This window comes from Rhodanobacter sp. C05, from assembly GCF_002001165.1.
Taxonomy (GTDB): domain Bacteria; phylum Pseudomonadota; class Gammaproteobacteria; order Xanthomonadales; family Rhodanobacteraceae; genus Rhodanobacter.
Genome location: NZ_MUNQ01000018.1, coordinates 137918 through 160929 on the forward strand (window position 1 = coordinate 137918; position 23012 = coordinate 160929).

Here is a 23012-nt window from a genome sequence, read left to right on the forward strand (position 1 = left end):
TTTTCGCCAAGACCCCGGATGTCGTGAGCGCGATCCAAGGCATGCTCAGCCAGGCAGCAGGCTGGCGAGGCGGTCGTGCAGTACGCCATGTCGCCAGCCTGCGAGCAGATCGGGCCATTCAGCGGTGACCACGTATTCCTCCAGCGCCTTGCGTGGGCATAGCAGGCCGGGTGGCAGATGCAGCTCAACGGCGAGGCTGTCGACCACCTGTTTCATTTCAGCAAGCGCCTTCTTCGCTTCGCCCTGAGGATGACCAGGGATGCGTGTGGTGACGGCGATTTCGTCAGCGGTGACCGCTTCGGCGAGCAGGGTGAACAGCTCGCTGCGCTGGGCCGAACGCAGCGCGCGCTGGCCGCGGGCACGCTGTTCGAGTTCGCTGAGGCTGGCGGGCGGTTGCTGCGCCAGACTCAATGCGAGCGTGTCGTCGATCAGCCAGGGGCGTGGCACATCGAGCTTGCGTGCGCTGTGGTCACGCCAGAGCAGCACGCGGCGCAGCAGGGCTTGTCGTGCGACCGCCCAGTCGGCGGCGCCGCGCATGGCGCGTTGTGGTTGCGGGTCGCCATCGCGGTGGCTGGCGCGGCGTTTCAGGCGCTCGCAATCTTCCGCGTGCCAGGCACTTCGCCCGCGTTGGTCCAGGCGCTCGACCAGCTGTTCGTGGATGGTTTTCAGGTACACCACGTCCAGAGCCGCGTAACTGCATTGCGAGGCAGTGAGCGGACGCTGCAGCCAGTCGGAACGAGTTTCGCCCTTGTCCAGTTCCACTTGGGCGAGTTCGGCTACCAGCGCGCGGTAGCTGATGCCCAGGCCCATGCCGGCGAAAGCAGCAGCGATCTGCGTATCGAACAGGATGTGCGGGCCATCCGGCAGCAGCGGTGCCAGGGTTTCCAGGTCCTCGCTGGCGCTGTGCATCACGGTGACGGCAGGGCCTGTACCGAGCAATGGCTGCAGGGTATCGCCGATGTCGAATGCCAGCGGATCGATCAGTGCATGCCGGCCGTTCCAGCCGAGTTGCAACAGCGCCAATTGCGGATAGAACGTGTTCCTGCGCATGAACTCGGTGTCGAGTCCGACGGCGGCGTCCGCAGGTACTGCGGCGAGCCACGCCTGCAGTGCGTCGCGGTTATCGATCCAGTCGGCGGTAGCCGTCTCGGGCAATGCCATTGAAATTCCTTTGTGCGGCAGGACGCATTGCCCTGTCGGCGGTTTGTGCCTATGGTTGACAGCGCACGATAACAGGCCACATCAAGGACGCCCATCCATGCCGAGCAACGCGACCCTGCACCGTCAGCGCACCCTGGGTGGGACGCTGGGCGTGATCGTGCTGGCGTGCGCGCTGATCTATCACTTCTTTCCGCGAGTGTTTCACGTCAATCCGGTCGAGGCACCGCGTCGATCGATGTCGATGGGCGCAGCACTGCCCGGCAATCCGCAGCAGCCGGAACGGGCCTCGGCGATTGCCGAGCTCAATGCCGGACCACCGTTGACGCTGGCGCCGACGGCGGTGATCGTGGCACTCAGTCACAAGCATGCGAACCTGCCCGAGCAGCTCAGCGCAGACACGCCAGCGGTGCAGGCACTGCTGGCACGTGCAACCAAGGCGTTGAGCGCAGGCCAGCTTGCCGGCGACAAGGACAGTGCTGCGGCGTTGTTTGCACAGGCGCTGAAGGAGAAGCCGGACAGTCGCCGCGCCGCGCAGGGTCTATTCGATGTGCGCGCGCGACTGGTTGCGGAGATCGATCAGGATATTGTCGTGGGCGATGCCGATTCGGCGCAGGATCTGCTCGATGCGCTGCGCACCCTGCCGAATGCAGCCGACGATGTGAAGCAACTGGAAGCGAGCCTGAAAACCCTGGCACATGTGCGGCCGATGCTGGCCAAGGCGGCGGCTCTGCTGGCACAAGGCAAGGTGGATCAGCCCAGTGGCGACAGTGCATTGGACATGTATCACGAAGTGCAGAAGCTGGATCCGCAAAATGCGGTGGCCGAGCAGGGCATCTTCGAAGTGCAGCGGGCGGTGCTCGACCGCGCCCTGGCGGCAGTCGCGCAGAACGATTTCGCCGACGCGGACAAGGCATTGGCGAAAGCGCAGACAGTCCGTCCCGGCTCGCAGCAGATGCAGGACGTAAGCAAGCGCGTCAGCGACATGCGCGAGCAGCGGGCCAACGGCGTGCTGGCCCAGGCGCATTCGGCGCTGGATGCCGGCAATATCGCGCTGGCCAGCAAGCTGGCCGAACAGGTAAAGGCAATCGATCCGGATCTGCCAGCCCTGACGGCATTTGCGGAGCAGCTGACCAATGCGCGCCTGTATGCCAGTTACAAGCCGGGCCAGGTATTCACGGATCGCTATGTCGACCTGCCCGGCAAGACGCCGGAGATGGTGGTGATTCCCACCGGCAGTTTCCAGATGGGTGCGGCGGACAGCGACGGCGACCGCGTCGAGGCCCAGCTGCCGCAGCATGCGGTCACCATCGACAAGGGCTATGCGATGGCACGCAGTGCGGTCACCGTGGGCCAGTTCCGCGAGTTCGTGCGCGCCAGCGGCTACGTGCCTGACTCGGTGAAGCTGGGTGGGGCCAGCGTATACGATGAACGCAGCGGTGCGATGCGCGACGATTCGAGCGCAACCTGGCAGGACGACTATGCCGGCCGCAAGGCCGACGACAACCTGCCGGTGGTGAACATATCGTGGAACGACGCCAAGGCTTATGTCGACTGGCTCAGCCAGCGCACCGGCAAGGTTTATCGCCTGCCCAGCGAATCCGAATTCGAGTACGCGTTGCGCGGTGGTACGACCAGTCGTTACTGGTGGGGTGACGGTTCACCCACGCACCCGGTGGAAAACCTCACCGGTTCCGGGGACCGCTCGCGCAGCGGTCGTCACTGGAGCCATTCTTTCCGTGGCTATCACGATGGCTACTGGGGCCCGGCGCCGGTGATGACATTTGTGCCCAACCCGTTCGGCCTCTACGACATCAACGGCAACGTCTCGGAATGGGTTGCCGACTGCTGGCACGACAGTTACCTGCGTGCGCCGAACGACAGCAGCGCCTGGCTCAACCCTGGTTGCGTGGCCCATGTCGTGCGTGGCGGTTCCTGGGGCAGTTCACCCGAGCAGGTGGTTTCCGCGTATCGGCAGGGCGCCAATGGCGACGTGCGCAGCGGTCGTGTCGGCTTTCGAGTGGTGCGTGAGCTGTAGGCGGATATGAAAAACCCCACTTGAGGTGGGGCTTTTCGATAATCGCATTTACACGATGGGCACCTGGTTGACGTTGTTCTTCGGATCCAGCCAGAACGCTTCGTTCGCGAAGCGGCCGAAGATGTCGCGCGGGAGGATGGGCTGGCGCTCGATGGCCTGCACTTTGCGGCGCACGGTATGCAGGCCCGGCATGCCCACGCGGGCATCGAACTCGTCCGCGTGGTATTCGATGTTGTCGAAGTCGTGCTCGAACCAGGGCTCGCCCAGAAACGTATAGACGGCGTGCATGGCCGCGGCCGGATCGTGCACCAGGTTGTCGTAGGTCAGCATCAGCAGGTGATCCTGAGCATGCGGGCCGTAGAACGCGTCCTTGGTGGCCTGGAAAGCGAAGCCCACCATGCCGCGTGGATCAGTCAGTGCCTCGATGCGCGAATACACCGTGGTGTTGGTGTCGAAGCGGAACACTTTGCTGACGCTGACCGGCTGCCTGCGCACCAGCCGCTCCATGCTGTCCAGCACCCACGCCAGCGGGCGCACGCACGCGATGACCTTCACTTCCGCGAACAGCGTGCTCAGCAACTGCATCCTGCTGCACCACAGCCGGCTGGTGTCGAACACCACATCGGCGCCTGTTTGCACCGAGTAGAAGTTCTCGATCAAGCCCCGCAACATAGCGACCCGCTGCTCGTCGGAAACGTCGAACGAGAAATCGTTCTTGCTGCTCGCTTCCGCGATCATCACGCCCATGATGTCGGCCAGCGGGCTGGTCATGCCGGCGCGGAAGCGCGGGTTCTGGTTGAGGATGGCAGCCAGCAGCGTGGTGCCAGCGCGTGGCAGCCCGGAAATGAAATGGAACTTCCGTGGCGGTTTGTTGGCTTCTGGTGCGGCAGGCATGTGGACACTCTCTCCCGGGTGGATGGCGTGGATGGCAGGATAGCGCCCGTTTCAGGGCGCCGGCGCAGTCGAGGCGCGGATGCGCATTTCGTAGCCGACTTCGACCATCCTGGCCTCTCCCTTGCCCTGCACGCGAAGCAGCAGTTCTTCGGTGGCGCGCCTGCCCATTTCACGCACGGGTTGGTGGATGGTGGTCAACGGTGGCCACACCTGCGTCGCGATCGTGGTGTCGTCGAAACCGCAGATGGAGATGTCGCCGGGAACCGATACCCCGGCTTCGGAGGCCGCCCAGATCGCGCCGACGGCCATGTCGTCGTCGGCCGCGAAGATGGCAGTGGGGCGCTGCTTCAGCGCCAGCAACTGGCGTGCGGCCGCCACGCCCGACTCGAAGGAGAACCGGCCCTGCACCATGTACGCGGGATTTTCCTTCAGACCGGCGCGCTTCATGCCATCGCGGAAACCGGCAAGGCGCCAGACGCCGCCGCCGTGCTTGGGGTCGCCGATGATGTGGGCGATGCGGTGATGGCCCAGCGCCACCAGATGCTCCACCATCGCCGCGGCGGCCTCGCGTTCGTGCAGCATCACGCCGATGCAGTCCTTGGGATGCAGCGGTGCGATGGAGGCAAACGGAAGATCGTTCTTGCGCAGGTGATCCAGCAGTTGCGGATGGTCGGTGATCGGCGGCGTGAGGATCAGCCCATCCGGCCGGTGTCGCGACAGGATGTCTTCGACGTGTCCGACGAAGTCCGGTGCCGTCGAGACCAGTGGCTGCACCATCATGCTGTAGTGCTGCGCCTCGCACGCCTCCAGCACGCCGGCCTGGACTTCCATGATGTAGCTGGGCGACAGGTTGTCGTACAGCAGGCCGATCATGAAGGAGCGGTTCGTCGCCAGGCTGCGTGCCGAGGTGAGTCGCCGGTAATTGAGTTCCGCAACGGCAGACAGCACGCGTTCGCGCACGGAGTCGCGCACGTTCGGCTCGTTGTTGAGCACCCGCGACACGGTCTTTTTCGAGGTGCCCGAGGCACGGGCGACATCGTTGATGGTCACATGTGCCATGGAAGCCTGTCCGGATTCAATGATTCGTTCCTTGTGAGGCATCCGCCTGGTTTTCGACGGTGACTGGGATGCTCCGGGTAGGAACGTTCCATCCACTCACCTCGATGACCGGCATCGTCGTTCCCTGTGCGGCGTACTGCGCGGTCAGGGTAAGCGATTCGCCGGGCCACAGCGTGATGTCATTGTCGTTCCACAGGATCGGCAGCGCGAGCTTGCCGCCTGCCGATCGCCTGATCGACACATGTTGGAACAACGCCACTCCCTTGGATGATTTAGGCACCGACAGCGTGACCGTAGTGACGTCGTCCTTTCCTTCGTGCCTCGTCGTTGCCCGGGCCTCGCTCGTCGCGGCGGGCAAGGACTGCAGAGCGGTCAGGTCCGCATACTGCGTCATCGGGGTGAGGTACCAGTTGGAATTCGCCCAGTCGAGCGTGTCCGCTCGGGTGGACAGCCAGTACACGTTGCGGCTGAGCGGCTTGCCGTCGGAAGAGGCGAGCTCGAGCTCGACAAAGTACGTGGTGGAAAGGTTGGTGATGGCCGGCAGTGTAGCTAACTGCTGCGTGTGGTTCCCCGCGAGATCGATGCCCTGCAGATGCTTTTCGTAACGCATGCTGCCGTCCAGGTTGCGTACACGGATGCTCGCCCGCAGGCCATGTGCATCGTCCAGCGTGTGGTTCACCAGCACGATGGCATTCGAGTCGTACGAATACTGGATGTGCACCGGCTCGTTCGCCTTCTTGGCGCCGAAATAGGCGCCAGCCGGATTCATGTAGTAGTCGTACAGATGCCAGTGCAGCGAGGGCCACGCGTTGTTGAGCATCCAGTAGATGACGCCGGTCGATGGATTGGCTGCATCCATGTGCGCGTTGAACGCCTCGAACTGCGCGCGCACGTTGTCGTAGTTGTCGAGCTGGGCTTTGGCGACATAGTCGGCAAGACTCGTGGGGGCCCCGTAGCGACGGGCCAGCGCGTTGTCGAACGGCGTCAGCACGGCGAATGTCGACCAGTCCGCGGATGCGTGGTATTGCCGCGCCTCCGGGTATTTCCACAGCGCCTCCTGCTCTTGCGGCGACAGCATGCGCTGCACATCCTCCAGGCGCGGAATATCCGCGCCTGCGCTGACCTCCGAGTCGAAGCCGAACGCGCCGCCCAGCTTGTCGGCATACCAATAGGATGGCGGTATCCAGTCGTAAGGGCCATCCATCTTCAGGCCGGAAGGGCCGGCTTCGGCTGTTCCCTTGGGAACGGCCGCCGAGATGATCGGCAACGGCCAGTCAGCGGTACGCAACGTGTCGACATACATTTTCGCGATGGGCGATGGAGGCGGGTTGTCGCTGCCGATCAGGAAGCCGATCACGGAGGGATGGTTGCGCAGCAGACGCGCCTCACTGGCCATGGAGTCTTCGGCCACTTTCATGTCGGCGGCATTCCAGGGCGCGCCGCCCGTCTTGGCGGCCGACTCCCATTTGTCACAGCACTCCCAGCCCGCCAGTATCAAAATGCCGTTGCGATCGGCTAGGTCGTAGAAGCGCTGATTTTCCAGCTTGCCTTCGCTGCGGATGGTGTTGAGGCCGAGGTTGAGGACGTAGCTGAACTCGGCCTCCATGCGAGCGGGGTCATCGCGCAGGAACATGTCCGGTGCCCAGCCGCCGCCGCGGATCAACAGCGGTTTTCCGTTGATGAAGAACTGGCGATAGCCCTGCCTGGTCAGGCTTGAACTGACGCTGCGTATGCCGAACGTCGCTGTGGCCCGGTCGGATTTTGCGCCATCAACCGCAGCACTCATCTCCAGTTGGTACAGCGGATGTTCGCCCATGCCGACTGGCCACCAGATCTTCGGGTGATCCAGTGCGAGACCCGGCGTTGTCGTGGGTGAGAACGAAACGACCTGCGCTTGTCCGGGCGCGAGGTGCACGGTTTGTTGCAGCGGCACGCCGGCCACGGTGCCGGTGATCGTCGCATCATGCGCCACCGTATCAAGGTTCTTCGCGTCCACCTTCACGGTCAGCGTGGCGCGCGAGAGATCAGGCAGCGACAGCGTCGAAACAACCTGTGGAAAGCTCAACTCGATGGGCCCGGTCTGCATGATGTCCACGCCGCGCCATGGACCCATGTTGTTGTCCGGGGGCGTGGGGTTCCAGTCCACCCAGCCAATCGACAGGCTTTTTCTCGGATCGGCCGGATGCACGCGCATGGCGAGGATGTTGATGCCCGTGTGTGTCCAGCGCGTCACATCGAACCCGTGCAGGGGATAAGCTCCGGCGACGTCGGCATGGTCGGCGACCAGATGCCCGTTGATCCACACGTCGGCGCTCGCGATCATGCCGTTGGTGCGCAGCAGCGTATGCCGTCCTGCCAGGTCCTTCGGCAGCGTGAATTCGGCGCGATACCACCAAGGCGTCACGAAGAGGTTGCCGCTGGAGTCCGGCACCTGCACCGCACGCAGGTTGTCGCTGTAGAACACGTCGTTCTTGTATGTGTCGTTTTCCAACAGTCCGGCCATGACGGTCGCTTGCCCACTCACCGGGTACCAGCCCTCGGTGGGGAAGCCAGTCGAGGAAATGTCGGCACCACTTTGCTGCGCCTTGGCGCTGTCCTGGATTTGCCAATGATCGATGGCGGTGGTGGAGCCGACGTCGACAGATACCTGGGTGGGGACGTAGGTCGTTTGGGCGTGTGCGGCCGATGTGGCCGATACTGCCATCGCGACCATCACCCAAAGCGCGTGCCTGGCTGGATTTTGCATGGCGTCACTGTTTCCCGAGATAGGTTTCGCGTATTTCAACGGGCGCGAACGGCCACGACTGATTGAGCCTGGCCCAGATCGCAAACACCGCGAGGCCAGCGATGATCCACAGACCGGACAGGATCAGCGATAACGTGGAGGCAGATACGTACACATAGATCCATCCCGCCAGCGCGATCACGCATGGCACCGGGTAAAGCCATTGCTTGTACGGCCGATCGAGATTCGGCTGGCGCTTGCGCAGCACGATCAACGCGGCGATCTGCGCGATGGACTGCACGATGATGGTCACGGCCAGCAGCATGTTGATGACTTCGGTCAGGTCGAAGAACGTGCCGATCGCCGTCACTACGCCCATCGTGAGCAGTGCTATGTGCGGGAAGCCGTGTTTGGCGTGCAGGTGCCCGAACACGGACAGGAACACCTTGTCCCGCGCTGCCTCGAAGGGCACGCGCGAGCCGCCCAGCAGGCCGGTGAACACCGAGGCGAACGCGGTCACGATGATGAGGACGGTCATGACAGCCGCTGCCAGGTGCCCCCAGCTACGCTCCACGACCAGCGAGGCTACCGACTTGGACTGGGCGATTTCCTGCCAGGGCGCCACGCCAAGCACGCTGATGTTGAGAAGGAGGTAGATGAACATCATCGCGATGACCGAGATGATGATGGAGCCGGGCATCGTCCGGCCCGGATTGCGCAACTCATCGCCGATGTAGGCCGTCGTGTTGTAGCCGAGATAGTCGTAAATGCCGATGATCAGCCCGGCGCCAAGCCCCATGAAGAAGTGGCTGCCAAACGCGCCCGCCGGGTAGGCGAAGGCGAAGCCCGCATGGAAGTGCGAGAAGCCCGCTGCCGTCACGCCGACGACGGAGACCAGCATGATGACCCACAACGCGATCGTGATCGCGCGAACCGATTCGATGCGGCGGTACAGCAGCCAGGTAACGATGGCGGTTGCCACCAGGCTGACGAGATGCACCGACCACCAGCCCAGGCTGGGGAAGAAGAACCCCAGGTACTCCACCATGCCGATGATGCCGGTGGACATCAGCAGGGGAATCGCCAGCAGCATCGTCCAGATGAACAGGAACGGCATCAGCTTGCCGGTGCGGTACTGGAACGCTTCACGCAGATAGACATAGGTGCCGCCGGAGCCCGGCATGGCCGCGCCGAGTTCGGCCCAGACCAGGCCGTCGGCCATGGCCAGGATGGCGCCGGCGATCCAGCCGATGACCGCCTGCGGGCCGCCCATGACGGCGACCATGATGGGGATGGTGATGAACGGCCCGATGCCGCACATCTGGGTCATGTTGATCGCGGTGCCCGAGAACAGGCCGATGGAACGATGGAAGCCGTTGTCGCGGACGGGCTGTGGCGCGCTGGAATCCTGCATGTTGGCCTTGTCGTTATAGGTTGCGTGCACAATGGGAATGTTCCGTTTTTTGTCGTCATCCCGGCGAAAGCCGGGATCCAGTGACGATCACGCTTGATCAAGCCATGCAGTCACTGGATTCCGGCTTTCGCCGGAATGACGAGCAAAATACCTTCATGTCACTTGCCAAGACCGATGCAGGAGGGGCTGCTCCGGTCGCCGCTCCGCTCACCACTGCCCGCGTATGCCGACCATGAACATGCGCTCGGAGAAATTCGAGTGCGCAGGCTGGTCGGGCCACACGAGGTAGTATCGCTGGTACTCGTTGGTGAGGTTGGTGCCGTCCACGAACACTTCGGCGTACTTGTTGAGCTTGTACGAGACCGACGCGTCGAGGTACTTCTGCGGTGCCTCGTACATCTCCATGCCCGTGATGCCGCCCACGCTGTCCATCACCGCTCGCTGCGAACGGTAGTTGTACGCGAGGCGGGCCTGGAAGCGGTCGTCCTGGTACCACAGGATGAAGTTGCCGGACCGGGTCGAGTTGTCCTGGAACGGAATCTTGTTGCCGGCCAGATCCCTTTCGCCCGAGTTGCTGGGTGCGTAGGTGGCGTTCACTTCCATGCCCGTCTTGGACAGGATGCCCGGCAGGAAGGTGAAGCCCTGGCGGTAATCGAACTCCGCACCCTGGATGCTGTTGCCGGTGCCCTGGACCGGCTCGGTGATCACGATGCAATGGTCGCGGACCACGCCGTCCTCGTCCGGCAAGGTGCAGTTGGTCACGCTGCCGTTCTTGATGAAGCTCTGCATGTCGATGCGGAACAGTGCGAGGCTGAGCATGCTGGTGGGGTTGATGTAGTACTCCAGCGACGCACCGTAGTTGGTGGAGCGCCACGGATTGAGGTTCGGGTTGCCCGTGGACGTGCCGTCCGAGACGCGGAAGATCGGCCCTTGCGGCGTCTCCTCCAGCGAATAGTTCAGCTGCAGGCCACCACCCCAGGTGCTGAGGTCCAGCGGCATCATGTTCTTGGAATAGGCCAGTCGGAACTTCAGATCGTCGGTCAAGTCCAGCGAGAAGTTGGCCGACGGCAGGACATCCCGGTAACTGCGCCTGGTGATGGAAGAGCCTACGTCGGCAGGTTCGTCGCCGTACGCACCCGGGTCGCCGCTAAGCTGCTGGGTAACGTCCAGGTTGGTGCGAATCACGCGCACGCCGACGTTGCCGCCGTACGGCATGTCGCCGAGGCTGCCTTTGAAGTCCGCTTGCAGATAGCCGGACAACTCCTTCAGCCCCACGTTCCAGGTGGTTCCCGGTTCACCCACCTCGACGGTATCGGGGTAGAGCGACTTCCAGTACGCGATGGGATTGATCATGGCGGAGGGATTGACCGCCCAGAAGTTGATGCCCGAGCCGAGCAGGTTGGTGTATTCCTTCCAGTTGCCCGACAACGGTGCAGCGGTGTTCGGCATCGATATGGCGGACAGTGGCCCCGCGCGGTAGTAACCCTCCGCGTTGCCGGCGGTGCATGAGCCGCTGTCCAAGACCACGTCGGCGCCGACGTAACGCACCAGACATCCGTTCGGATCGCTCGCGCCCATGCCTGCATAGACCGGCGTTTCGAGGGTCCAGCCGATATTGTCTGCGCTGCGGATGCTGTCGCGCACGCCGAATTCGAGCTGGATGCCATCCTGGAAGTCGTACTTGCCGTCGAAACGCAGCGCGTTGAGATCCACCTGGCGGTCGTAGTCGCCGGAAGATTCCAGCGTTTTCATCGTCCAGCCGTTGGGATTGGCGAAATCAGCGGCCAGCGAGGCGGGCATGCTGACCGTGAGGTAGCGGCCACCGAAGTTTGCGATGATCGGAACCGTGTTCTGGGGAACTCCGTTGGCGTTGAACACGCGATCGCCGCCCAGTTGCGACGGGTAGACCATGGTGCCGGCTGGCAGGGAGACGCCGTCATTCAACACGTTGGGCCACAACGCGCCATCGGAATCGGAAATGTTGAGATCGGTTTCGACGTTCGACTGGAACGCCGTGTCGTGGATGCCGCGCAGGCTGCCCGTGAAGGCGTCGCCATTGTCAAAATCCAGCTGGAGGTTGAAGTTCTTCGCATTGGAACTCTTCTGCGTGATCTGCGAGAACGACTCCACATCGCCCGGCCACTTCTCGTATACCTGCGTGGTGTATATCTGCGAGCCCTCCCAGCCTGGCTCTGGCGTGCCGTAGGAGCCGAGGGCGGGGCTTCCGGTATTGCGCGACTGCAGCGGGACGTAGGTCGCGCCCTGCCAGTTGGTCGAGTTGAACTGGATGCCGACATTGCTATCCCATTCGCGCTGCTGCGAGTAGAAGTAATCGCTGGTCAGGCTGAAGCCGTTGCCGAGATCCATCTGGAACGAGGCATTGCCGGACTTGCGCTTGCGCTGGGTGGTGGTGTCGTAGATGCTGATGTCCTGGCTGCCCATGAAGACGCCGTTGGACTTGCCGTCGCCATTGACGTCCACGCTGCCGTCGGCGTTCTGATGGATCTGCGACGGGATGGGTGCACCGTTCCAAGGGGTCAGGAAGCCGTTGTAGCCGCCCGCGCTGGCCGCGTTCTCGCCGTTCAGCACGACGCCGTACTGGTCGAGGCCTTCGGTCGAGTTCATCCGCGTGGTGTTGGAGAAATCGGCCGATACCAGCAGACCCCAGTGGCCATCGTCGTTGAACGAGACGAGGCCGTTGCCCTCAGGCCCCCAGCGGTTGGTGGTGCTGCCACGTTCCCCATCGGCGGAGTAGCTGTAGGTGAATCCGCTGGGCAGATCCCAGGGGCGATAGGTGTGCAGGTCGATCGCCCCGCTGATGCCGCCGTCGGTCTCGTTGGCCGTGGACGACTTGACCACGTCCACGCCGTGGAACAGCGTGGACGGCAACATGGTGAAGTCGGGCTGTTGCGAGTCGATCTGATCTGCCGTGATGAACACTTCGCCGTTCAACATGGTGCCGACCTGGGGCAGGCCACGCACGTCCACCGAGGTACCCACGCCGGCGTCGCGGTTGATCTGCACGCCGGTGACACGCTGCAGGGAATCGGTGATGGTCGTGTCGGGCAACGCGCCGATGTTTTCCGCCGTGATGCTGTCCTGGATGTTCGGCGCTGCGCGCTTCAGGTCGATCGCGCGCATCTGCGATGCACGTACACCGACGACGGTGACGGTCGACAGCGTCTTCGCGTTCTTCTCTGCGTCGGTGCCATTGGCCTTGGCGTCGGTTTTCTTGGCGCCGGGCGAGGATGTCGCTGGCGCTGACGTGGTTTGCGCGGTGGTGGGCTGCGCTGTGGGGCTGGCCGTTTGGGCATCCGCGAATGGCGACACTGCGGCCGACGTCGACACGACAGCGAACAGCGACATGGTGATGGCAAATGACAAGGGATGCTTGCGATGTACGGTGGGCATGGGTTTTAACCTCGTTGTTGGTGCCTGTCGAACCTCAGGTGCTCCGCGGTATTCCAAAACGCGTGTAGTTCAGCGGCGTCTGCCGCTTCGTGCGTCGTCGTGATGCAATCTCTCGATGTTCCCAACCATGGCCTTGCGGGCCATGGCTGTTTCATTCGGTGCCACTGTGCGGGAGCGCGCCCCGCGTGCCACTTATTTCGAAAATGCCATTCGCGCCAACGCCCACTGGCCATCGCGCGGATCGCCGGTAGCAAAGGCGCACAGGTTGCGAATACCGGCCCCCACCGGCATCGCAACGTTTGCATTGAGACGGGTTTGCCCCTTCGCCTGCGCTGCGGGCGCCAGCGGCACGGTGGCAAGCAGCGGCCCCGTGCAGGAATCGGCATGAATCTCGAACTCGCCGGCTGCGCTGGCCTTGCCGCGCACCACGGCAGCCTTGCTCACATCGCCGAAGCGCCATGTCACGCGTTCGACGGTCAACACGACATGCTTGATGCCGTCCAGCGGTGCCTGCGGCCACAACCAGCACGCGTTGCCGATATCGACCGTGTAAATCGGCCTCGATCCCTGCGTCGGCTGGTTGCCATCCAGACGCGAGGCTGGATGATTGGAGCACGTTGCAAGCGCGCTGCTGTCGCGGTTCAACAGTGTTGTGCCATCCAGCACCTGCGTGCGTGGTGCGGCAAGCTCGAAGCCATCCGGTGCGAATGTCGCGACGCGCAACGTCGTCTTGCCCGGCAGCGTGAGTGGCTGGACGTACTGCGCGGAGCGGGTGGTCGGAACAGAGCCGTCCGTGGTGTAACGGATCGTGCCGAAGCCCACCTGATTGGACAACTCGACCCGGAATGCGCCGTTGGCCATTGCCGTCACATGGAAGGCAGGCGCGAACGCACTGTCGGCATAACCGATGCCGAGTGCGTGGTAGCGCGCGAGTTCGGCCGGCATGCGTTGCAGGAAACCGTTCCAGTCGTGTGCGCTTGCGGGCGACCAGCCAAGTTCCGACAGCGCGGCGATGCGCGGAAACACCGCATGCTGATCGTGCGCGAAGGTGGGCATCTGCTCAGTCCAGAGGCCAGCCTGCACGCCGATGATGCGCTCCGCTTCGCTCGCGCTCGCACCGTTCGGGATGACAACCGTGTCATAGGCTTGCCGCAACGTCGCCGCGGGCGGCGGTCCCTGCCATTCGCCGGGCAGGTCGGATTGATAGTGGTCGAAGTACAGCGATTCCTGCGGCGTCATGACTACATCGTGGCCTTGCCTGATCGCTTCCAGCGCCACGCGTTCGTTGTCATTGCCGTGCCACGACATCACCATTTCCGAAGCCGGAAGCGTTGCACCCGCAACCAGTTCGTCGTCCCAGCCAACCGGCGTGCGTCCGTGTTTGATGAGGTGGTCGGCGACCTGGCCGGTGAACCAGCCCTGCAGCTGATCCATGTTTGCCAGGCCCAGCTTGTGCATCTGCGCGAGCACGTCGGGCGATGCGTTCCACTGCTGCTTGTCGGCCTCGTCGCCGCCAATCGAGACGTAGCGGGAGGGGAACAGCCGCATCACCTCGTCGAGCACAGCGTCGACGAACCGCAAGGTCTTTTCGTCGGGCTTGAGCAGCCATGGGCTGACGCCCCAGTCCGTCCACACGGGCGGACGCTGGCCGGTGACGCCCAGCGATGGATAGGCAGCGATGGCGGCCTGCGAATGTCCAGGCAGGTCGATTTCCGGCACCACATCGACGAATCGCTCGGCGGAATAGCGCACGATGTCGCGCACCTCGGCCTGGGTATAGAAGCCGCAATAGGGCTTGTCGGGAGAACCGGTCAGTTCGCTGTCGAGGCGCACCGCCTTGCGGCATGCACCTGTTTTCACGAGCTCGGGATACTTGGGAATCTCGAGGCGCCAGCCCTGGTCTTCGGTCACATGCCAGAGCAACACGTTGAGCTTGTTGAGCGACATCCAGTCGATCAGTTTCTTGATGTCGGCCACGCGCTGGTAGTGCCGTCCGGAGTCGAGCAGCAGTGCGCGCCATGCGAAACGCGGGTGATCGTCGATGACACCTTCGGCAACCCTTACCGGTGTGCCGTGAGCCCAACCTGACGGCATCAGCAACTGCCACAGGGTGACGCTGCCGTAGAATGCCCCGCGTGGCGTGCGGGCGATGACATGAATGGCTTGGTCGCCCACCACGATGCGATAGCCGGCGTCTCCCTCGACATCGGCGCGCGGATCCACTTCGAACGTGATGAGGGGATGCTTGGTGGCTGCTGTCGCCAGGTGCAGATGCAATCCGCTCGTGTCGGCCACCAGCTGCGTGAAGCGTCTTGCGATGGACTGCACTTGCCGAAGCCCCGTGCCACGCACTGCGACTTTGGCGCCGTCTGCGACCCTGACCGTGCCCGATCCGGAAAGGCTCATCCGGGCTGGCTGTGGCACCAGCGACCATGTGGGCAGAGCAGGTGTGATGGGCGCAGCAGCAGCCACACCTGTTGCCGCCAGCCAAACGCCGGCCATTCGCCGGAAAAGTTTCGATGTCGCGATGTGGCTCATGCGGTCAGTCCGCCTGCCACGGCATGATGCGTCGTTGCTTCACCAGACATGCCGCGCCTGAGATACCACTGGGCTGCCCCCAGCACGCCATGGCGGCCGTGCTCCGTCACCCGCACCGGAACTTGCGACAGCAGCGCACGCGCGCTGCGCCCGTGCAGGAACCGCTCTTCGAAGGTGCTGCGTTCAAGCAGTGCGAACATGGAAGACAGGAATCCGCCAGCCAGATACACGCCACCGGTGGCCATGAAGGCCATCGCGAGGTTGCCAGCAAGACTTCCCAGCGATGCACAGAAAACATCCACAGCTTCCACGGCATGCATGTCGCTGCACGCGGCGGCTGCTGCGGTCACAGCTTCGGGCGTTGCAAGCTTTGGCGTTTCCCCATCCAACGCGCACAGGGTCGTGTAAACGGTCAGCAGGCCGGGGCCTGAAACGATGCGTTCGGACTCCACATAACCGCCATGCGGCGCCAGGTGCGCGAGGATTTCGCGCTCGCGAATCGAGTTCGGCGCAAAATCCATCTGGCCGGCTTCTGTCGTCAGCACGAAACCGCCTGCGGAGCCGGGTACATGCACTGCCGCGCCAAGGCCGGTGCCCGGACCGATCACCAGGGCCGGCCCTTTTGTAAGAGTATCGGGCCCGCACAAGTGGCGACCGCTGTGGGCGAGGGGGCCGTCGAGCGCGTACCCCAGCGCCTCGAAGTCGTTGAGTATGGCAATGTCGTCCAGGGCAAGTGCCTGGCGCAACTGCGACAGATGGATGGGCCACGCGAGGTTGTCGTTCACGACCTCGTCGCCCATGACCTGACCCGCACAGGCGAGCACGCAGTGCCGCACCGGAATCCGCACGTCGGCATCGACAAACGCTTGCAGCAGCTCTGCCAACCCCGGGAAGTCGGTGCACGCAAACTTGCGATAGGCCAGCGTCTCGACCTTCCTGCCCTCGTCGTGCGAGGCCCGCACCATGGCAATACGCGTGTGCGTCCCACCGACATCTGCCGCAAGAAACGGCGATGCCGGAGCCCCTTCCGATTGATCCAGATGGCCGATTGCCACGTCCATCGCGCTCCCCCGCAATAGAACTGTCATCCAGCTTGGGTACAATTGACACCGGTGTCAAGCGGTGACGCACCATGCACGGAAACGGCGTTTGGGTGAGGCGATCCACTGGCTGGGATGACCCCTTGGGCCATCTTCAAGCATGAAAAAGCCCGCTGTTATGCGGGCTTGGGGTGTTTCATGGGTCTCGCTGGTATTGCCTGAAACCCTCACTTGGTACCGGTGATAGGACTCGAACCTACACGACATCTCTGCCAGCGGATTTTGAGTCCGCCGCGTCTACCATTCCGCCACACCGGCATGTGAGCGCGGCATTATGCCGGGTTCAGTGCACGCGGTCGAGTCCCAGCACACGGACATCGCGTTCGTACCAGCGATCTTCCGGCAGTGGCTGGAATACGGCGCACTGGGTCATCGGGCCGGAGTAGATGTGCAGGCTGACCGTGACCGCGTTGTCGCTGGGGTTGCGGATGCTGTGGTACTCGTGCGGCGGGATCAGGCTGCCGGCCGAACCGGCGCCGGCCTGGATCGAGCCCACCGGCTGGAAACGGTAATGCTGCGCGTCGTGTTCCAGCAGCTCGTACTGCACGATTTCCAGTGCGCCGTTCCAGACACCCTCGACGCACCACATGCCGTCGTGATCGTGGATCGGCGTGCCCTGGCCTGGACCCCACGTCATCGCTACCACGCAGTAGCCGTGCTCTTCGCTGCGATACAGCTCGCGGCGGGCGTAGTGCTCGGCGCAGGCCTCGAACACACAGTCGGGCAGCTTCACCGCATTGTCGCGGATCAACTTGCACAGGCTGTTGCGCAGGCTGTCGGTGAGTTCGCAGGTGGTCGGCTTGACCACGGCGGCGTCGATCGCGTCGATCAGGGTACGGCTGCCGGGGAAATCCAGGGTGAGCATGATGTTCTCGGGTGGTGCATGATGTCGTCTATCTTACCAGCGTGGCGGTTAAGCCTACTGTCGCCATGCCCGCGAAAGCGGGCATCCATGTTGCAGCTTGCAGTGGATGCCCGCTTTCGCGGGCATGACGGCCCTTCAGTCGACTTTCTCAGAGAGTAGAAAGCCGCGTCAGAAAACCGCCGATCGCGCGGCTGTAGTTCTCGATATCGACCAGGAAGGCATCGTGGCCCTGTGGTGAATCCAGCGCCACGAACTCCACCTTGGCGCCGGCTGCCTGCAGGCCTTCGGCGATCTGCTCCTGCTGCTGCAGCGGGAACAGGATGTCGGTGCTGACGCCGATCACCATCGCCTGTTCGATGTGGATGCGCTGCAGGCCATCATGCACATTGCCCTGACCGTATTCGGCCATGTCGAACCAGTCGCTGGCACGCGACAGGTACAGATAACTGTTGGGATCGAAGTTGCGCACGAATCGCTGCGCGTGGCCTTCGAGATAGGACTCGACCTGGAACTCGCGCCCGAACGGTTCGTCCTCGCGCTGTTCCGGGTCGAGCCGGATGCGTGCGAAGCGGCCGTTCCATTCCATCGCCGAGCGATAGGTGATCACGCCGAGCTTGCGCGCGATGCTCATGCCGGTGTCGGGATAGTTGCCGCCTGTCTCGGCACTTGTCCCCTCTTCGGGATGAATGTCGTAACGGCCTTCGTTCCACTGTGGGTCGAGCCGGATCGCCTCGCGCTGCAACGAGCGGATCGCGATCGCGAACGGTTGTGCCTGTGGCGCGGTGTCCACGCTGATGTGCGCACGCACGCTGCCGGGATGCAGCAGCATGTAGGCCAGCGCGCTCATGCCGCCCATCGAGCAGCCGATCAGGCAGGCCAGCTGGGTGATGCCGAGGCTGCTGACGGCAGCATGCGCCGCGTTGGCGACATCTTCCAGCGCCAGCTCGGGAAACGTCAGTCGATAGGCTTCGCCGGTAGCCGGGTCAATCGAGGCAGGGCAGGTCGAACCCTTGTCGCTGCCCAGCGAGTTCACGCAGATCACGAACCAGCGCGAGGTGTCGATGGCCTTGCCGGGGCCAGCCATCTCTTCCCACCAGCCGGGTGTGGAATCGGTGGCGCAGGAGGTCATGTGCGCGCTGGGCGACAGGCCGGTCAGCACCAGCACGGCGTTGTCGCGCGCCGCGTTCAATATGCCCCAGGTCTCGTAGGCGACGTGCGCACCGTGCAGCTCGCCGCCGCGCTTCATCGCAAACGGCGAGGGCAGGGTGAAGTAGCGGCGCGCGTCCTGGCTCATCAATGCACCTTGTCGATACTGATCGTGATCGGCGTCTTGCTGTCTACCGCGACGATGCCGGCATCGCCTTCGAGGTCGCCGGGCTGGGCGATCGGCTGGCCGCTGTGGCTGATCCGCGCGCCGACGAACACATGCGTCACTGACGACAGTTTCATCGCCGGTGTCATCGCCATCGCATCGGTGAGGGTAACGCTGGTTGGCAACTGGCTGGCGTCGAGCTTGGCCACTGCCAAGGGCATCGGTGGTCCGTTCTCGGCGCGGGCATAGACGAACAACGTGTCGCTCGCAGCAACCTTGCTCTTGAGTGCCGATGCCAGCGTGACCTGAACCTGCAGCGCTGCACCCCCGGGTGTGGCAGCAGGTGCGCTGCTCGATGCATCAGCCGGTGCGTCACCATCGCGGGCATCGGCCACCGCGATCTGTTCGGCGACAGCCTGAGCGACCTTCGAGCCCGGTTCCAGTTGCGGTTGAAGTACGCGCCAGGTGGCGGCGGCTTCGCGGTAGTCGCCATGCTGGAAATCGCTGATGCCGAGCAGCCACAGACCGCGCTGGCTGTCCGGCTGCAACTGCACCGCACGCTTGAGCAGCTCCAGTGCACGACCTTCGATCATGTGGTCGATGCGCGTCATCGAATCGGTTTCGGCCCAGCCCACCATCGCCTCGGCGTTGTTGGCGTTGAGCTGCAGCACATGATCGTAGGCGTCGCGGGCGGCAGCCGGGTCGCGTTGCATGGTGCTGGTCTGTGCCAGCAGCATCCAGCCTTGCTGATCGTTCGGCTGCTGGGCAAGGTGGGCGCGCAGTTCGTCGATAGCCTGTGGCAGGGTCAGCGGCTGTCCGGCCTCAGCGTTAACGCCATTGAGCGCGGCTGGTGTGCCTATCAGCAGATACAGGCCGGCAGCAGTCAATGGCAGCACGAAGGCAATCGCCAGGGTCAGTGCGAACACGCCACGTGAGCGCCCCGACTTGCGGCCCTGCCGTATCAACGGCAGCAGCAAGGCAGTCAGCGCCACAGCGATCATCACTGCAGCGGCGATGAGAAAAACGATCTTCACCAGTCGTCCCCGTTGTCGGTCGGTGTGTTGTCGGCCGACATGCTGTCAGCGGACAGGCTGGAGGCACGCTCATCACGGTTGCGTTTGCGGATCGCGACCAGCACCACGCCGGCGCCGCCGCACAGGATCAGCAGCGGACCGAACCACAGCAGCCAGGTGCCGGGTTTCAGTGGTGGGTCGTACAGCACGTAATCGGAATAACGGTCGACCAGGTACTGCTTGATCTCATCGTCGCTCCTGCCCTGCTGCATCAATTGAAAAATCTGGTTGCGCAGGTCGCGCGCGATCGGTGCGTTGGAATCGGCGAGCGTCTCGTTCTGGCACATCGGGCAGCGCAACTGCTGGGTCAGGTGCTGGAAGCGAAGTTCCTGCGAGTGATCGGCGAATGGCATTGGCTCGATCGCCTGCGCATGGGCCATGCCGGCAAACGTCAGCAATGCCACGAGCAGCACATGAAGAAGCGCACGCATCATGGCTGGGTCTCATGCGACAGCGCCGCGATCGCCGGCTTCAGTTCGCTGGCGACCACGTCCGGCGTCAGCGGACCGATGTGCTTGTAGCGGATCACGCCCTTCGCATCGATCAGGAAACTTTCCGGCGCGCCGTACACGCCGAAATCGATCGCGGTGCTGCCGGGTTCATCGGCAATCAGCACGTTGTAGGGATTGCCGTGTTCGGCGAGCCAGCGTTTGGCATCGGCCGGCGCGTCCTTGTAGTTGTAGCCGACCAGTTGCACGCCGAGACTCGGGCCTTCGGCCTCCAGTACTGGATGCTCGGCGCCGCATTCCACGCACCAGCTGGCGAACACGTTGAGCAGGTAAGGTTTGCCCAGCAGGTCCGACTTGCTCACCGTCTGCGTGGGTTCATACAACTTGGGCAGCACGAAGGCAGGGGCTGGCTTGTTGAGCAACGGCGACGGAATCGCGCTCTGGTCGTGCTGGCTGTTCCACCAGATACCGAAACCGAACAGCAGCACCAGCAGCATGAAACCGAAGAACGGCAGCAACCGGTTCATGCGTGATTTTCCTGCACCAGCAGGCCTTCGGTGCTTTCGCTTTCAGCGATGCGCTTGATGCGGAAACGCTTGTCCGCTGCACAGACGAAGCCACCCAACATCATCAGCAGGCCGCCACCCCAGATCCAGCGAATGAACGGCTTGTAGTACAGCCGCAGCGCCCAGGCGCCTTCGATATGGTTCGGATCCATCGGCTCGCCCAGGGCCACATACAGGTCACGGGTGATGCCGGCGTCCACCGCGGACTCGGTCTGCACCTGGCCGCGCAGGTAGGTGCGCTTCTGCGGATGCATCACCGCAACTGGGTTGCCATCGCGGGTGACCGTGACCACGCCCTGGTCGGCGCGCCAGTTCGGTCCGGTGGTGCGATGCACGCCATCGAACAGGAAGTCATAACCGCCGATGTGCTGGGTCTGCCCCGGCGCCATCCGCACATCGCTGGTCACGCTGAGCGATTCGGACAGCAGCACGCCAGCCACGAAGACGCCCACACCCAGATGCGCCAGCAGCATGCCGGCCATCTCGGCCGGGTAACGCCGGCCGCGCGGCACTTCGTGCCAGCGCTTGATCGCGTACAGCAACACGCCGACGGTGAGCCACACCAGCGACGCCACGCCGGCGATCGCCTTGAGCTGGCCGTGGACGAAGAACGCCGCCACGATCGCGCAGGCTGCGGCAGCAATGCCGGCGCGCAGCAACACCTGCTTCAGCACCGGCGTGTCGCCCTTGCCCCAGCGCAGGAATGGCCCGAACGGCAGCAGCAGCACGACCGGCAGCATCAGCAACGGAAACAGGAAACCGAAGTAGGGCGGCCCGACCGAGATGCGGCCCATGTTCAGCGCATCGCCGATCAGCGGGAACAAGGTGCCGAGGAGCACCATTGCCGCTGCCACCGCAAACATCAGGTTGCCGATCAGCAGCACGGTCTCGCGCGACGCCAGCTGGAACGCCTTGCCACCGGCGACCTTCGGCGCACGCAACGCATACAGCAGCAGCGAACCACCGACCACGATGGTCAGGAAGGCCAGGATGAACACGCCGCGGCGCGGATCGGAGGCAAATGCATGCACCGAGGTGAGCACGCCCGAGCGTACCAGGAAGGTGCCGAGCAGGCTCAGCGAGAACGCGAAGATCGACAGCAGAATGGTCCACGCACGCAGCGAGCCGCGCTTCTCGGTGACTGCCTGCGCATGGATCAGCGCCAGGCCAACCAGCCATGGCATGAAGCTGGCGTTTTCCACCGGATCCCAGAACCACCAGCCGCCCCAGCCCAGTTCGGCATACGCCCACCAACTGCCGGCGACGATGCCGCAGGTGAGGAAGGCCCAGGCGATGTTCGTCCACGGCCGTGCCCAGCGCACCCACGCCTGTTCCAGCTCGCCACCGAGCAGGGCGGCGATCGAGAACGCGAACGCCACCGAGAAGCCGACGTAGCCGGTGTACAGCACCGGCGGGTGGAATGTCATGCCCGGATCCTGCAACACAGGGTTCAGATCGGCGCCGTCGCCCGGCATCGGCAACAGCCGTCCGAACGGATCCGAGGTGAAGATGATGAAGGCGAGGAAACCCACCGCGATCAGGCCCATCACGGCCAGCACTCGCGCGGCGAACACCTCGGGAAGTTTCTGGCTGAACGCGGCCAGTGCCACCGTCCATACGTTGAGGATGAAGATCCACAGCAGCAGCGAACCTTCATGCGCGCCCCATAACGCGGCGATGCGGTAGTACCAGGGCAGCGCCAGGTTCGAGTTGTCGGCCACGTACTGCACCGAGAAATCGAAATGCACGAATGCCCAGACCAGGATGCCGAACGCCAGCGCCACGAATACCGCCTGGCCCGCTGCCGCAGGACGTGCCACGGCCATCAGCGCGCGGTTGCCACGCCATGCACCGAATAGCGGCAGGATGCCCTGCGCCAGCGCCAGCAACAGGGCAAGGATCAGCGCGAGCTGGCCGAGTTCCGGCGTCATGGCATGTCGCCCTGCGCGGATTCTTCGCCGACTTTCTTGTTCGCGTGCGCCTTCGCCATCGCGTCCTTCAACTCTTTCGGCATGTACGTTTCGTCATGCTTGGCCAGCACTTCGGTGGCGACGAAGCGGGCGCCATCCATGTGACCGGTCGCGATCACCGACTGGTTGTCGCGGAACAGGTCGGGCAGGATGCCGGTGTACTCCACCGGCATCGCGCCGCCGGCATCGACCACGCTGAAGGTGACCTGGAGTGTGTCCTTGCTGCGCTGGATCGAGCCGGCCTTGACCATGCCGCCAAGGCGGAACGTCTTGTAATCGGCGGCCTGGCCCGACTGCACCTGGCTCGGCGTGAGCAGGTAATTCATGTTGTTCTGCAGGGCATACACGCCCAAGCCGACCGCCAGTGCGGCGGCGGCGGCAATCAGGACGACGATGGTGAGCCGGCGTTTGCGGGTGGGATTCATGGGCATGTCGTGATC

The 23012-nt window shown here is 63.6% G+C and carries 16 protein-coding genes and 1 tRNA gene; 1 reads left to right on the forward strand and 16 read right to left on the reverse strand.

All coding sequences use genetic code 11. The features are described from left to right. Positions 1–45 precede the first annotated feature (45 nt). On the reverse strand, positions 46–1161 hold the full coding sequence (gene rnd, locus B0E51_RS15225; protein ID WP_077445709.1) for a ribonuclease D: 1116 nt from the start codon (positions 1159–1161) through the stop codon (positions 46–48). Between the two features lie 97 nt (positions 1162–1258). Between rnd and B0E51_RS15230 the strand changes: the two genes are divergently transcribed. Next, positions 1259–3196, forward strand: coding sequence for an SUMF1/EgtB/PvdO family nonheme iron enzyme (locus B0E51_RS15230; protein ID WP_077445710.1), 1938 nt, complete (start codon positions 1259–1261; stop codon positions 3194–3196). A 48-nt stretch (positions 3197–3244) separates the two neighbouring features. Here the strand turns inward: B0E51_RS15230 and B0E51_RS15235 are convergent, their stop codons facing one another. The 15 genes from B0E51_RS15235 to ccmE all read right to left on the reverse strand — a co-directional run bounded on the left by B0E51_RS15235 (position 3245) and on the right by ccmE (position 22997). Next, entirely contained in the window at positions 3245–4090 is an 846-nt protein-coding gene (locus B0E51_RS15235) for a sulfotransferase (RefSeq protein WP_077445711.1), read from the reverse strand. 51 nt (positions 4091–4141) lie between these two features. Continuing rightward, the gene (locus B0E51_RS15240; RefSeq protein WP_077445712.1) at positions 4142–5149 is read right to left on the reverse strand and encodes a LacI family DNA-binding transcriptional regulator; all 1008 of its coding nucleotides are present in this window, start codon (positions 5147–5149) and stop codon (positions 4142–4144) included. Between the two features lie 16 nt (positions 5150–5165). Further along, positions 5166–7895: a glycoside hydrolase family 2 TIM barrel-domain containing protein gene (locus B0E51_RS15245; RefSeq protein WP_077445713.1), complete on the reverse strand. Its 2730-nt coding sequence runs from the start codon at positions 7893–7895 to the stop codon at positions 5166–5168. Positions 7896–7899: 4 nt separating this feature from the next. Beyond that, entirely contained in the window at positions 7900–9288 is a 1389-nt protein-coding gene (locus tag B0E51_RS15250; protein WP_077445803.1) for an APC family permease, read from the reverse strand. A 207-nt stretch (positions 9289–9495) separates the two neighbouring features. Next, positions 9496–12699: a TonB-dependent receptor gene (locus tag B0E51_RS15255; protein ID WP_077445714.1), complete on the reverse strand. Its 3204-nt coding sequence runs from the start codon at positions 12697–12699 to the stop codon at positions 9496–9498. 192 nt (positions 12700–12891) lie between these two features. Continuing rightward, entirely contained in the window at positions 12892–15237 is a 2346-nt protein-coding gene (locus tag B0E51_RS15260; protein ID WP_077445715.1) for a family 20 glycosylhydrolase, read from the reverse strand. Further along, positions 15234–16298 (reverse strand): glucokinase, encoded by a 1065-nt coding sequence (locus tag B0E51_RS15265; protein ID WP_077445716.1) that lies wholly within the window; start codon positions 16296–16298, stop codon positions 15234–15236. Before B0E51_RS15265 ends, B0E51_RS15260 begins: the two co-directional genes overlap by 4 nt. 211 nt (positions 16299–16509) lie before the next feature. Continuing rightward, positions 16510–16595 (reverse strand) — tRNA-Leu (locus tag B0E51_RS15270). A gap of 25 nt (positions 16596–16620) precedes the next feature. Continuing rightward, positions 16621–17202: a cysteine dioxygenase family protein gene (locus B0E51_RS15275; RefSeq protein WP_077445717.1), complete on the reverse strand. Its 582-nt coding sequence runs from the start codon at positions 17200–17202 to the stop codon at positions 16621–16623. Positions 17203–17350: 148 nt separating this feature from the next. Beyond that, positions 17351–18496 (reverse strand): homoserine O-acetyltransferase, encoded by a 1146-nt coding sequence (locus B0E51_RS15280; protein WP_077445718.1) that lies wholly within the window; start codon positions 18494–18496, stop codon positions 17351–17353. Then, positions 18496–19548, reverse strand: a complete 1053-nt coding sequence (locus B0E51_RS15285; RefSeq protein ID WP_077445719.1) for a hypothetical protein — start codon at positions 19546–19548, stop codon at positions 18496–18498. Before B0E51_RS15285 ends, B0E51_RS15280 begins: the two co-directional genes overlap by 1 nt. Next, positions 19545–20018: a cytochrome c-type biogenesis protein gene (locus tag B0E51_RS15290; protein ID WP_174570683.1), complete on the reverse strand. Its 474-nt coding sequence runs from the start codon at positions 20016–20018 to the stop codon at positions 19545–19547. Before B0E51_RS15290 ends, B0E51_RS15285 begins: the two co-directional genes overlap by 4 nt. Next, on the reverse strand, positions 20018–20563 hold the full coding sequence (locus B0E51_RS15295; RefSeq protein ID WP_077445720.1) for a DsbE family thiol:disulfide interchange protein: 546 nt from the start codon (positions 20561–20563) through the stop codon (positions 20018–20020). Before B0E51_RS15295 ends, B0E51_RS15290 begins: the two co-directional genes overlap by 1 nt. Next, positions 20560–22533 carry a heme lyase CcmF/NrfE family subunit gene (locus B0E51_RS15300; RefSeq protein WP_077445721.1) on the reverse strand — a complete coding sequence of 658 codons (1974 nt, stop codon included), beginning with the start codon at positions 22531–22533 and terminating at the stop codon, positions 20560–20562. The genes B0E51_RS15295 and B0E51_RS15300 overlap by 4 nt, the downstream gene beginning before the upstream one ends. Next, complete coding sequence (gene ccmE / locus B0E51_RS15305; protein WP_174570685.1) at positions 22530–22997, reverse strand: cytochrome c maturation protein CcmE; 468 nt, start codon at positions 22995–22997, stop codon at positions 22530–22532. Before ccmE ends, B0E51_RS15300 begins: the two co-directional genes overlap by 4 nt. Between the last annotated feature and the right edge of the window lie 15 nt (positions 22998–23012).